11 protein-coding genes are annotated in these 12,524 nt (G+C 70.2%); 5 read left to right on the top strand and 6 right to left on the bottom strand.

Annotated features, from left to right (window positions below):
- Window positions 1–127: 127 nt before the first annotated feature.
- Both uraD and ASF34_RS20100 read left to right on the top strand, forming a co-directional pair.
- On the top strand, window positions 128–1,024 hold the full coding sequence (uraD, locus tag ASF34_RS20095) for a 2-oxo-4-hydroxy-4-carboxy-5-ureidoimidazoline decarboxylase (RefSeq protein WP_056163953.1): 897 nt from the start codon (window positions 128–130) through the stop codon (window positions 1,022–1,024).
- A gap of 105 nt (window positions 1,025–1,129) precedes the next feature.
- Window positions 1,130–1,393: a hypothetical protein gene (locus tag ASF34_RS20100; protein ID WP_056163956.1), complete on the top strand. Its 264-nt coding sequence runs from the start codon at window positions 1,130–1,132 to the stop codon at window positions 1,391–1,393.
- Between the two features lie 85 nt (window positions 1,394–1,478).
- Here the strand turns inward: ASF34_RS20100 and ASF34_RS20105 are convergent, their stop codons facing one another.
- From ASF34_RS20105 to ASF34_RS20130, 6 genes are all read right to left on the bottom strand, one after another.
- Window positions 1,479–2,534: a BMP family ABC transporter substrate-binding protein gene (locus tag ASF34_RS20105; RefSeq protein ID WP_056163959.1), complete on the bottom strand. Its 1,056-nt coding sequence runs from the start codon at window positions 2,532–2,534 to the stop codon at window positions 1,479–1,481.
- 95 nt (window positions 2,535–2,629) lie between these two features.
- A complete protein-coding gene (locus tag ASF34_RS20110; RefSeq protein WP_056143483.1) occupies window positions 2,630–3,556 on the bottom strand; it encodes an ABC transporter permease in 927 nt (308 codons plus the stop codon).
- A gap of 28 nt (window positions 3,557–3,584) precedes the next feature.
- Entirely contained in the window at window positions 3,585–4,676 is a 1,092-nt protein-coding gene (locus ASF34_RS20115) for an ABC transporter permease (RefSeq protein ID WP_056163962.1), read from the bottom strand.
- A 302-nt stretch (window positions 4,677–4,978) separates the two neighbouring features.
- Window positions 4,979–6,574, bottom strand: a complete 1,596-nt coding sequence (locus ASF34_RS20120) for an ABC transporter ATP-binding protein (protein ID WP_056163965.1) — start codon at window positions 6,572–6,574, stop codon at window positions 4,979–4,981.
- 2 nt (window positions 6,575–6,576) lie between these two features.
- Window positions 6,577–7,941 (bottom strand): 8-oxoguanine deaminase, encoded by a 1,365-nt coding sequence (locus ASF34_RS20125; RefSeq protein WP_056163967.1) that lies wholly within the window; start codon window positions 7,939–7,941, stop codon window positions 6,577–6,579.
- 65 nt (window positions 7,942–8,006) lie between these two features.
- Window positions 8,007–9,029 carry a hypothetical protein gene (locus ASF34_RS20130; protein WP_026176255.1) on the bottom strand — a complete coding sequence of 341 codons (1,023 nt, stop codon included), beginning with the start codon at window positions 9,027–9,029 and terminating at the stop codon, window positions 8,007–8,009.
- Window positions 9,030–9,264: 235 nt separating this feature from the next.
- Here ASF34_RS20130 and ASF34_RS20135 point away from each other — a divergent pair, with 235 nt between their 5' ends.
- From ASF34_RS20135 to ASF34_RS20145, 3 genes are all read left to right on the top strand, one after another.
- Entirely contained in the window at window positions 9,265–10,005 is a 741-nt protein-coding gene (locus tag ASF34_RS20135; RefSeq protein ID WP_056163970.1) for a GntR family transcriptional regulator, read from the top strand.
- A gap of 156 nt (window positions 10,006–10,161) precedes the next feature.
- Window positions 10,162–10,836 carry a cysteine hydrolase family protein gene (locus ASF34_RS20140; protein ID WP_056163973.1) on the top strand — a complete coding sequence of 225 codons (675 nt, stop codon included), beginning with the start codon at window positions 10,162–10,164 and terminating at the stop codon, window positions 10,834–10,836.
- 54 nt (window positions 10,837–10,890) lie between these two features.
- Window positions 10,891–12,483, top strand: coding sequence for a hypothetical protein (locus ASF34_RS20145; RefSeq protein ID WP_056163975.1), 1,593 nt, complete (start codon window positions 10,891–10,893; stop codon window positions 12,481–12,483).
- The last annotated feature ends 41 nt before the right edge of the window (window positions 12,484–12,524 follow it).

Consider the following 12,524-nt stretch of genomic DNA (forward strand, 5'->3'; position numbering starts at 1 on the left):
GTGTCCGTGGGCGCAAGGCGTGTGCCACCGGGGCGGGACCCGGCGGTGGCGCGCATGGCCCGTTGCCTGCACAGGCGGGGCCTGCGATGCGTCGTCATCGCCTGCCTTCAACGGAGAGCCCGCCGCCATGGCGTCGACACTCGCAGCTCTGAACGAGGCCTCCGACGCGGACTTCGTGGCCACGCTCGGTGCCGTGTTCGAACACGCGCCCTGGGTGGCCGAGGCGGCCCTGCCGCAGCGGCCCTTCGCCACCGTGGAGGCGCTGTTCTCGGCCATGCGCGATGCGGTCCAGGGCGCGCCGGAGGGGCGGCGCCTCGCTCTGCTCACCGGCCATCCCGAACTCGCCGGGCGCGCCGCCCGATCCGGGGCCATCGCCCCCGATTCCATCGCGGAGCAGGCCGCCGCCGGCCTCGACCGGATGTCGGAGGCGGAATACGCCCGGTTCGAGGCGCTCAACGCGGCCTACCGCGACAAATTCGGCATCCCCTTCATCCTGTGCGTCAAGCGGCACGGCCGCGCCTCGCTGCTCGGGACCTTCGAGGCGCGGCTGGCCTCCGCTCCCGATGTGGAGCGGCGCACGGCCGAGGCCGAGGTGATGCGGATCGCCGCGATCCGCCTGAACGCCCTGGTGAGCGGCCCCGGTCCGCTCGCCACGACGGGCCGGATCTCGACCCATGTCCTCGACACCGTCCGGGGGAAGCCGGCCGCCGGGGTGGCCGTCGACCTCGTCGAGTTCGTCTCCGCGACGGAGGCGGTGCTGGTGGCCCGCGCGGTGACCAACGCGGACGGCCGCACCGACATGCCCCTGATCCACGGGCGCCCCGTGCCGATCGCCACCTACGAACTGCGCTTCGGGCTCGGCGACCACTTCCGGCGGGTCGGAGCGGGTCCCGGCCCCGCCCTCCCCGAGCCGCCCTTCCTCGACATCGTGCCCCTGCGCTTCGGGGTGGGCGACCCGGAAGGCCATTATCACGTGCCGCTGGTGGCGACCCCCTGGAGCTATCAGACCTATCGCGGAAGCTGATGCGGAACCTCTCCGGCCCGGCTTCGATTTTCTTCGAGCGGCCAAAGACTTGCTTCTCGTTTTACGGTTCTCTCGCTCTTCGCTTCTCTTGAAAGGTCATCGACCATGCGTATCACGATGTCGGCCCTCGCTCTGTGCGGACTCTTCGGGTTGACCGGCGCGGCCCTCGCCCAGGGGACCGGTGCGCCCGCCGGCCGCGACCCCGCGACGGCTCCCGGCGGGACCGAGGGGATCGCCGGCCCGCGGAACGAGCGCGAGGCGATCCGGAGCGGCGATGCCGTCGCCGCGCCGCCCGGACTCGGCGTGCCGGCTCCCCCGCCCTCCGACGAGCCGAAGGCCGACCGGCCGGCGCGCCACCACAATCACTGATCGCAGGGGCGCTCCCCTGAACGAAGAAGCCCCGCCGGGACGCTCCGGCGGGGCTTCTTCTCGTGCGAGGATGTCGAGCCCGGGGTTATTGGGTCAGCTTGTCGTCGATCCCCTTCACGTACCAGTTCATGCCGAGGATCATCGGGTCGGGCGCGGTCTCGCCCTCCTTCACGGCGACGCTCCCGTCCTGCTTCAGCACCGGCCCGGCGAAGGGGTGGATCTTGCCGTCGGCGATGGCCTGCTTGGTCTCCTCGGCCATGGCCTTCACGTCGTCGGGCATGTTGGTGAAGGGGGCCAGCACGACCATGCCCTCCTTGATGCCGCCCCAGGTGTCGTGGCTCTTCCAGGTTCCGTCGAGGACCGCCTTGGCCTCCGCGATCACGTAGCCGTTCCAATCGTCGGTGATGGAGGTGAGCTGGGCCTTGGGGGCGAAGCGGTACTGGTCGGAGGACTGGCCGAAGGCGAGCTTGCCCTGTTTCTCGGCTTCCTGGAGGGGAGCGGCCGAGTCGGTGTGCTGGGTCAGGATGTCGGCGCCCTGCGCCAGGAGCGCCTTGGCCGCCTCCGCCTCCTTGCCGGGATCGAACCAGGTGTTCACCCAGACCACCTTGATCTTGATGTTCGGGTTGACCGCCTGCGCCCCGAGCATGAAAGCGTTGATGCCGCTGACGACTTCCGGAATCGGGAAGGACGCGATGTAGCCCACCGTGCCGGATTTCGAGAGCGTGCCGGCGATCTTCCCGCAGACGTAGCGGCCTTCGTAGAAGCGGGCGGAATAGGTCGAGACGTTGTCGGAGCGCTTGTAGCCGGTGGCGTGCTCGAACTTCACCTTGGGAAACTTCCGGGCCACCTTCAGGGTCGGCTCCATGAAGCCGAAGGAGGTGGTGAAGATCAGGCCGGCGCCGGAGCGGGCGAGTTTCTCGATGGAGCGCTCGCTGTCGGCCTCGGGCACGTTCTCGAGGAAGGTGGTCTCGACCTTGTCGGGCAAGGCCTCGGCCAGGGCCTTGCGGCTGAGGTCGTGCTGGTAGGAATACCCGAAATCGGCGACCGGCCCGACATAGACGAAGCCGACCTTCAGCTTGTCCGCCGCGAGCGCCGGCCCTGCGGCGAGCATCGCGCACAGAACCGCAGCGCCGAGCCTCATCGACCTACCGAGCCTCATTTTCTTGCCGTGCATCATGGACCTGCCCCGCATCGTGTCGTCCCTCCCGATCCATTGCCGTTCGCCGGCCCGGCGTGTCATCGGCTCGGCGTGAAGACTCGCCCGAGCGAGGCGGGCGCCAGCGAGCCGCCGTGGCGCTGCCCGAGAGAGAGCAAGACCAGGGCCAGGATGGTGGCGAGATAGGGCAGGGCGGAGAGGAGCTGGCCCGGCAGGCCGAGGCCGGCGGCCTGGGCGTGGAGCTGCAGCACCGTCGCCCCGCCGAACAGCAGGGCACCGGCCGCGACCCGCAGGGGCCGCCACGAGGCGAAGACCACCAGGGCGAGGGCGATCCAGCCGCGGCCCGCCGTCATCCCCGGCGACCAGAACGGGGTGTAGGCCAGCGCGAGATAGGCCCCGCCGAGCCCGGCGCAGGCGCCCCCGAACAGCACCGAGAGGAAGCGGACCTTGCGCACCTTCAGCCCGAGGGCGTGGGTCGCTACGTGGTCGTCGCCGATGGCGCGCAGGGTCAGGCCCGCCCGCGTCCGCCACAGGAACCACGACACGGCGACCACGAGGGCGACCGCCGTATAGACGAAGGCGTCCTGGCCGAAGACGAGCCGGCCGAGTCCGGGCAGGTCCGTGAGGCCGGGGAGGGACAGGTGCGGCGCCGGATCGCGCTTCATCCCGACGTAGTTCGCGCCCACCAGCCCCGACAGGCCGAGCCCCAGGATGGTCAGCGAGAGGCCGGAGGCGACCTGGTTCGCCGCGAGCCCGACGGTGAGGATGCCGAACAGGGCGGCCAGGAGCAGGCCGGCCCCGGCCCCGCCCAGCGCCCCGAGGAAGGTTGAGCCGGTCTGCACCGCCACGGCGAAGCTGACGGCGGCGCCGAAGATCATCATCCCCTCCACCCCGAGGTTGAGCACGCCGGAGCGCTCGGCCACGAGTTCGCCGATGCCGGCGAGGATCAGGGGGGTCGCGGCCGCCAGGACCGTGACGAGGACCATCTGGACGATGTCGAGGGTCATGATCGGCTCCGATATCCCTCGAAATGGCTCACGACGCCGTGCGGCCGGACGGGCCGCCCGGCACGAGCCGCACGTGATAGCCGGCGAACACGTCGGCCCCGAGGACGAGGCCGAGGAGCAGGCCCTGAAAGGCGCGGGTCAGGTCGAGGGGCAGCTTCAGATCGATCTGCGCGCCCTCGCCGCCGATGGTGGTCAGCGCGATGACGATGGCGGCGATCAGGATGCCCGGCGGCGAGAGCCGCCCGAGGAAGGCGACGATGATCGCGGTGAAGCCGTAGCCCGGCGAGATCTCCGGCTGGAGCTGCCCGATCTTTCCCGCCACTTCGACGATGCCGGCAAGGCCCGCCGCGCCGCCGGAGATGGCGAAGACGGCCAGCGTCAGGCGGGCGTCCGAGAAGCCGGCGAAGCGCGCCGCCCTCGGGCTCGCGCCGACGACCCGGACCTCGAACCCGAACAGGGTGCGGGCCAGTACGACGGTCGCCAGCACCACGGCGAGGAAGGCGATCACCACGCCCGCATGCAGCGTCTCGCCCTCCATGAGGTAGGGCAGCCGCGCCGCGGGATCGAAGCCGACGCTCTGGGGAAAGTTGTAGCCGGCCGGATCGCGCAAGGGACCGCGGACCATGTAGTCGAGGAGGAGCTGGGCGACGTAGACGAGCATCAGGCTCGTGAGGATCTCGGAGACGCCGAGGCGGACCTTCAGCATGGCCGGGATCATCGCGTAGGCGGCCCCGGCGAGCGTTCCGGCGACCAGCATCGCGGGCAGGATCCAGAGCGTGAACCCGCCCATGCCGTGGGTGGCGACGCCGACCCAGCCGCCGGCCAGGCCGCCGATGACGAACTGGCCCTCGGCCCCGATGTTCCAGAGGTTGGCGCGGTAGCAGAACGCCAGACCGGTGGCGATCAGCGCCAGGGGCGCGGCCTTCAGGGCGATCTCCTGGAGCGACCAGACCTCGCTCAGGGGCGTGACGAAATAGGTGACGAAGGCCTCGCCCGGCGAGACGCCGAGGGCCGCGACGGCAAGGCCGCCGATCAGCACCGCCGCCACGAAGGCCAGCGCCGGAGAGAGGATGTCGAGCACCGGCGAGCGGCGGGTGCGGGGAACGAGGTCAAGACGCATGATGCGCTCCGCATGTCGTCGGACCCGCCGCGCGTTCCCGCTGCCGCCCGAGCGGGGCCGTCCGGCGATGGATTTCGGGAAAGGCGCTGGTCCGCTCTCCCCGCGCGCGGGGAGAGGCCCGGTCGCACCTCGTCGTGCGGCCGGGGAGCGCAGGCGAAGCCGGAGCGGTGGTGAGGGGGCGGTTACGGACGAGGCTTCTTCGGACGAGCCCCCTCACCGTCGGCTGCCGCCTCGCTTCGGCGACGACGAGGTCGCCGAAGCCCTCTCCCCGCGTGCGGGGAGAGGGGATGCGCGGGCACCGGTCAGTGAGCATGGGGCACCGCCTTCGATGCGTCCCGGGGTTCGGCCGGCGCGTCTCCCGATCCGCCCATGAGCAGGCCGATGGCCTCGCGGGTCGTTTCGCCCGAGGGCACCGCCGTCGAGAGCGTCCCGTCGTGCAGCACGGCGATGGAGCCGGCGATTTCGAACAGCTCGTCGAGGTCTTGGCTGATGACGAGGATCGCGGCGCCGCGCGCGGAGAGATCGATCACCGCCTGCCGGATATGCGCCGCCGCCGCCGCGTCGACGCCCCAGGTCGGCTGGTTGATGACGAGAACGCCGGGCTCCGCCAGGATCTCGCGGCCGACCACGAATTTCTGGAGGTTGCCGCCCGACAGGGTGCCGGCGGCGGGGTCTGGCCCCGCCTTGCGCACGTCGAAGGCCTCGATCACCCGCTTCGCGAGATCGCGCGCGGCCCCGAGACGAAGCAGGCCGAAGCGGGTCAGCGGCGCGGTCGGGTAGCGTGAGAGCAGGGCGTTCTCGGAGAGGCTCATGAGAGGCGCCGCCGCGTGGCCGTTGCGCTCCTCCGGCACGAACGCCGCGCCGAGGCGCCGGCGCGCGTTGATGCCGAGTGCCCCCACGGCGGCGCCGTCGATGCGCACGGCATCGGGGTCCGGCGCGCGGGTCTCGCCCGACAGGGCGGCGAAGAGTTCGGCCTGGCCGTTGCCGGCGATGCCCGCGATGCCGAGGATCTCGCCGCCGGAGACGCCGAGGGAGACGTCGCGCAGCGAGGTGGCGTGCAGGCCCGGCGCGGGGAGGGTGAGGTGGTCGAGACGTAGGCGCTCCGTGCCCACTTTCCCGCCAGCGCGGCCCGTGACCTCGCGGACCGCGCTGCCCACCATCATGGCGGCGAGCGAGCGGGCCGTCTCCTCCTGGGGGTTGCAGGCCCCCACCACCTTGCCGCCGCGCAGGATGGTGGCGCGCACGCAGAGGCGGCGCACCTCGTCCAGGCGGTGGGAGATGTAGAGCAGCGCCCGGCCCTCCGCACGCAGGCGCTCCAGCACGGAAAACAGCACCTCGGCCTCGCCGGGGGTGAGCACCGAGGTGGGTTCGTCGAGGATGACGAGGCTCGGGTCCTGGAGCAGGCAGCGGACGATCTCGATGCGCTGGCGCTCGCCCGCCGAGAGCGACCAGACCGGACGATCCGGTTCGAGGTGAAGGCCGTAATCGATGCCGAGCTTGGCGATGCGGTCGGCCAGCGCCCGGCCGGACAGGTCCTTGGGCATGACGAGGGCGATGTTCTCGGCCACCGTCAGGTTCTCGCAGAGGGAGAAATGCTGGAAGACCATGCCGATCCCCAGCCGGCGGGCGGCTTCCGGATTGGGCAACTGCACGATGTCGCCCTTGTGGGTGACGACGCCCTCCGTCGGCTCCAGCAGGCCGTAGAGGATCTTCATCAGGGTCGATTTGCCGGCGCCGTTCTCGCCCAGGAGGGCGTGGATCTCGCCGGCGCGGATCTCGAGATCGACGCCGTCATTCGCCGTGAAGCTGCCGAAGCGCTTGACGATGCCGTAGGCGCCGAAGAGCGGGGTCGGTCCCTGCCTCGGGCGGGGCGGAGGGGCGTAGAGAGCGGTCGCCATCGTCAAACCGTGCCGAACAGGTGCCGGGCCAAGTGCGTGTGCTCCTCGCGAAGCCGGCGCGTGTCGAGGCCCACCGGGTGCCCGTCGATCACCCGCCATTGCCCGGCCACCATCACCCGGTCGGCCCGGTGCGCCCCGCACAGGACCAAAGCGGCGAGGGGATCGTGGCTGCCGGAGAAGCGCAGTTCGTCGAGGGTGAACAGGGCGAGGTCGGCTTCGCGACCCTCCTCGATCCGTCCGATGTCGCTGCGCCCGAGGCAGGCGGCGGAGCCCTCGGTGGCCCAGCGCAGGGCGTCGAGATGGGTGACCTTCTCCGCGCCGTAGGTGAGGCGGTTCAGCATCAGGGCGTGGCGGACGCCCTCCATCAGGTTCGAGTTGTCGTTCGAGGCCGAGCCGTCGACGCCGAGGCCCACGGGGCTGCCCGCCGCTTCGAGCTCGCAGGTCCGGCAGCAGCCCGAGGCCAGGGTCATGTTCGAGGTCGGGCAATGGCAGATTCCGACCCCCGCCTTGCCGAGGCGGGCGATCTCCGCGTCGTTGAAATGGATGCCGTGGGCGAGCCACGCGCGCGGGCTCATCCAGCCGACCTCCTCCAGGTAGTCGACCGGGCGCAGCCCGAAGCTCGACAGGCAATAGGCCTCCTCGTCGAGGGTTTCCCCGAGATGGGTGTGGAGGCGGCAATCGTGGCGTTCGGCCAGCGCCGCGCTCTCCTGCATCAGGCGCTTCGACACGGCGAAGGGCGAGCACGGCGCCAGCCCGATCTGCACCATCGCGCCGGGCGCGGTGTCGTGGAACAGGCCGAGCACCCGCTCGCTGTCGGACAGGATGGTGTCGTCGTCCTGGACCAGGGTGTCCGGCGGCAGGCCGCCGTCCCGCACCGACACGCTCATCGAGCCACGGGTGACGACGGCGCGGATGCCGAGGCTGCGCGCCTCCTCGACCTGGATGTCGACGGACGCCTCGAGCCCCTTGGGAAACAGGTAGTGGTGGTCGCCCGCCGTGGTGCAGCCCGACAGCAGGAGTTCGGCATAGGCGAGCCGGGTGGCGAGGCGGAATGCGTCCGGGGTGAGCTTGTCCCAGACCGTGTAGAGCGCCTTCAGCCAGGGAAACAGCGGCTTGTTGATCGCCAGGGGATGGGCGCGCGTCAGGGTCTGGAAGAAGTGGTGATGGGTGTTGACGAGGCCGGGAACGACCACGTGGCGCGAGGCGTCGAAGGTCTCGTGCACGGCCGCCGCCGGTGTCCCGCCCGACGCCACGCGCTCCACGATGCGCGATCCCTCGACGACGATGCCGCCGGCGGATTCCGCCGCGAGGATCGCCAGCGGGTTCCTGATCCAGAGGCGGCGGGCTCCGGCGTCTCGTTCGCTCATCCTGGCTCCCGATGTCAGGCGCCCCGGAGCGGAGCACATTTCAGGCCGTTCGGGTATCGGTGCGTTCAGAAGATGTGAAAGGCGAGGCCGGCGAGGAAGCTCTTCTCTTCGTTCCCCTTGAAGTTCGCGCGATCGACGTTGCCGAACTTGTTCAGCCAGTACTGAAACCCGATGAAGGCATCGAGCTTGTTGGGCTGGTTCCAGACCAGCTTGCCGACATCGAGGACGAGGTTCGTCCGCGACAGGAACTCGACGCCCGTCCCCGGATAATAGCCGCCCGGATAGTTGAACGGGTCGCGGATGCCCTTGCCCTTCGGCGTCACGATGTTGTTGAAGCCGGCGATGCTCAGCGGAAGGTTCGGGATGAAGGTCAGCGGGAAATTGTAGACGATCTCGAACTCGGGAACGGTGTCGAAGCTGACGTCACGGTCGGGCTGGAAGTTGAAGCCGTTGCGGTTCCATTCCTTGTAGGCATGGGCGCTGATGTTGAGGAAGCCCGCCGGCACGTCGACCGAGAATGTCAGGCCCCCCACGACGTCGCGCTTCTTGGGGCCGAAGGCGGTGTTCTTCGCGTTCGCATCGAAACCGAAGGAGAGCGAGACGTCCTTGACGATGCCCGGAATGGCGAAGGCCTTGGTTCCGGTGAGGGCGTTCAGGCTGAGGGTGCCGCGATAGAGGCCGTAGGCTTCCGTGGCGCCGTGATCGTATTGGGCGAAGCCGCCCGGGACGTTGGTGGTCCCCGCCGGGTCCTGGGACGTCGATTGCAGGATGTCGAGGGAGAAGAAGTTCGTGCCGTAGGCCCAGGCGTCGGCGTGGGAAATGTTGGTGATGTATTTCGGGATGTCGCGATTGCGGAAGCTGCCATCCGCCTTCTGGATCTGCACGCCCGGCTCCGCGGCCGGGAACTGGTAGCGAAAGCTGACCTGCGTATCGGAGAACAGGAAGAAGGACGGCGCCTTCACCGGCGCCGGCTCGGCGACCTTGAGCGTCTTCACCGGATCGAGATCGGCCGCCATGCTGCATTCGATCATGCCGCATCCGATCATGCCGAGTGACAGAGCCGCGGCCGTGAGCCCCCTTGCGACCATCGTTCTTCTCCTCATTCGCAACGTCTGAGGGGATCTCCGCAACCGATGTGCCATGGCGGGCCGCCAGCCGATCGCCGATGGGAGGAGTCATAAAATTGCAACGAATTCCCGGCCCCGTGCCGCGACGTCCTCCCGTTGCGGCGCGGGGGAAACTCGTCGTACTCATGGCGCGCGCAGGCTGATGGCGCGCGCAGGCCGACCCTGCGCCGATCGCGTGTCGTGAACCGAGACCACAGTGCCTGCGTCCCCGACCCGCTCCGAAAGCCTGTCCGACAGAATCGCCGACGCCATCCTGTCGGGGGAATTCCCGCCGGGCGCCCGGCTGGACGAACAGGTCCTGGCCACGCGCTTCGGCGTCTCGCGCACGCCGGTGCGCGATGCCCTTCGCCTCCTCAACGGCACCGGCCTGATCGACCTGCGCCCTCGCTTTGGCGCCACCGTGCGGACGATCACGCCGGACCAGCTCGACATGCTGTTCATCGCCATGGGCGAGATCGAGGCGACCTGCGCCCGCCTCTCGACCCTGAGCATGACGCCCGCGGAGCGCGCCCAGCTCCGGCTGCTGCATGAGCGCATGGGCGTCCTCGCCGAGGCCGGGGACCACGACAGCTACGTCGTCGCCAACCAGGACTTTCACGGGCTCCTCTACGAGGGCGCCCACAATACGGTGGTGGACGAGATCGCCCGCAATCTGCGGCGGCGGCTGACGCCGTACCGCCGCGTCCAGTTCCAGGCACCGGGGCGGCTCGCCCGCTCGCATGCCGAGCACGGCCTCGTCGTCCGCGCCGTCCTCGCGCGGGACGCCGCCGCCGCGAATTCCGCGATGCTCGTCCACATGAGCGTCGTCGAGGACGCCTTCGAGACCCTCGACGCCCAGAGCGCCGCCGCGCGCGAGGCGGCCGGCGAACGGGCGCGGGACCGCCTGGAGCGGCCGGCCGCTCCGCTCCGCGCGGGCAAGGCGCGCCTGCAACGCTGACGGCACCGGCTCGTCCACCGGAGATCATGCATAGAAGCTCGCCAGGGCGAGGCGAATCTTCGGGCATCGAAGTGTATGGTTTGGGCAAGGATTTCCCCATCCTTGCATACATGATGAGGCGCGGTCAGCCCGATTCGCGATTGGGAGAGGCCCCACATGCCCAACCTCCTCGACGCCCAGCCGTCCCCGCTCCCCTTCGACGCGTCGAGCACGGCCCTTCTCATCATCGACATGCAGCGCGACTTCCTCGAGCCCGGCGGCTTCGGGGAGAGCCTCGGCAACGACGTCTCGCTCCTCGCCTCCGCCGTGCCGCCGACGAGGGCCCTCCTCGACGCGGCCCGCGCGTCCGGACTCCTGGTCGTGCATACACGGGAGGGCCACCGCCCGGACCTCTCCGATGCGCCGCCGGCCAAGCTGGAGCGCGGCGAGCCCACGGCCCGGATCGGTCAGCCCGGACCGATGGGCCGCATCCTGATCCGGGGCGAACCCGGTCACGACATCATTCCCGCCCTGGCGCCGCAGGACGGCGAGCCGGTGATCGACAAGCCCGGCAAGGGCGCCTTCTACGCCACCGAACTCGCCGACGTGCTCGCGGCCCGCAGCATCGCGACCCTTCTCGTCTGCGGCGTGACCACCGAGGTCTGCGTGCACACGACGGTGCGCGAGGCCAACGACCGCGGCTATCGCTGCGTCGTCGTCGGCGATGCCTGCGCGTCGTATATCCCCGAGTTCCACGCCGCCGGCCTCGCGATGATCAAGGCGCAGGGCGGCATCTTCGGCTGGGTCTCGGATTCGGACAGCGTCCTCGCTGCCCTCGGCCGGCACGGCTGAACCCCTTTTCCCGGCGCGGCGCACTCGCCTCGCCCTGGCACGATGGAGGGCACCATGGCGAGCGGCATGACGAACACGGCCGGCGCATCCCGCCGCCCGGCCCTCTGGGTGCCCGGCGACTGGAACGCGTTCTTCGGCTTCGGCACCAACATCCTCGTCAACATGCTGGTGCTCACGGGCCTGCTGCGCTTCGTCCTCGGCATGCCCGACGCGATCACCTTCGGGCGCATCCTGCCCGCCGTCGGCCTGATGCTCTTCCTCTCCACCGCCTATTACGGCTGGCTCGGCTACCGGCTCGCCAAGACCAGCGGCCGCGACGACGTCTGCGCGCTGCCCTCCGGCATCAGCGTGCCGCACATGTTCATCGTGGTCTTCGTCATCATGCTGCCGATCAAGCTCTCCACCGGCGATCCGGTGAAGGCCTGGGAGGCGGGGCTCGCCTGGGTGTTCATCCAGAGCTTCATGCTGATGATCGGCGGGTTCATCGCCCCGGTCATCCGGCGCATCACGCCGCGCGCGGCGCTCCTCGGAACCCTCGCCGGCGTCTCCGTCACCTTCATCGCCATGCGCCCGGCGCTGGAGCTGATCCAGACCCCGGTGATCGGCGTCGTCGCCTTCGCCATCATCCTGCTCGCGTGGTTCGGCGGCGTGCGCTATCCGGGCCGGCTTCCGGCCGGCCTCGTGGCCATCCTGTTCGGCATGGCCGTCGCCTGGGGCGCCAAGCTCGTCGGGATCGACATCGGCGGGGTCAGCGGCCCCGGCCTCGCGAGCGCGCTCTCCGGCATCGGCTTCTCGGTGCCGCTGCCGGCCATCGGCCATGTCTTCGGCGGCTTCGAGTTCATCGGGATCATCCTGGTGACGGCGATCCCCTTCGGCATCTACGACCTCGTGGAGGCGATGGACAATGTCGAGAGCGCGGAAGTGGCGGGCGACGCCTACCCGACCACGCGGGTGCTCACCGCCGACGGGATCGTCAGCCTGATCGGCTGCCTCATGGGCAACCCCTTCATCAACGCCGTCTATATCGGTCATCCAGGGTGGAAGGCGATGGGCGGGCGGATCGGCTACTCCTTCGCCACAGGCATCGTCGTGCTGCTTCTCGCCTGGCTGAACCTGATCTCGCTGATCTCCAGCGTGGTGCCCATCGTCGCGATCTCGCCGATCCTGCTCTATATCGGCATGCTCATCGGGGCGCAGGCCTTCCAGGAGACGCCGCATTCGCACGCGCCCGCCATCGTGCTGGCCTTCGCGCCGCATCTCGCGGCCTGGGCCAAGACGCTGATCGACGGGGCGCTGGGGGCGGCCGGCACCAGCGCCGCTGCGGTGGGCATGGACAAGCTCGGACAGGTCGGGGTGCTCTATCACGGACTCGCCGTCCTCGGCGAAGGCGCGATCCTCGGCGGGCTGATCCTCGGCGCCATCGCGACCTTCATCATCGAGCGCGACTTCCCGAGGGCCTCGGCCTTCGCGGCGGCCGGGGGCGTCCTGACCTTCTTCGGCTTCATGCACGGCCCCGCCGTGGGCTTTGCGGTGACCCCGACCCTGGCGCTCGCCTACATGCTGGTGGCCGGCCTGCTCTTCGTCGCGGCCCGGGGCGCGGTCCCGGTCCCGGCGCTGGCGCCGACCGCGCACGCGCCGGCGGAGTAGGGGTCGCGTCGCCCGCGGGCATCGACGAATTCGTCCGGTCC

The organism is Methylobacterium sp. Leaf106 (assembly GCF_001422895.1).
Classification (GTDB): domain Bacteria; phylum Pseudomonadota; class Alphaproteobacteria; order Rhizobiales; family Beijerinckiaceae; genus Methylobacterium; species Methylobacterium bullatum.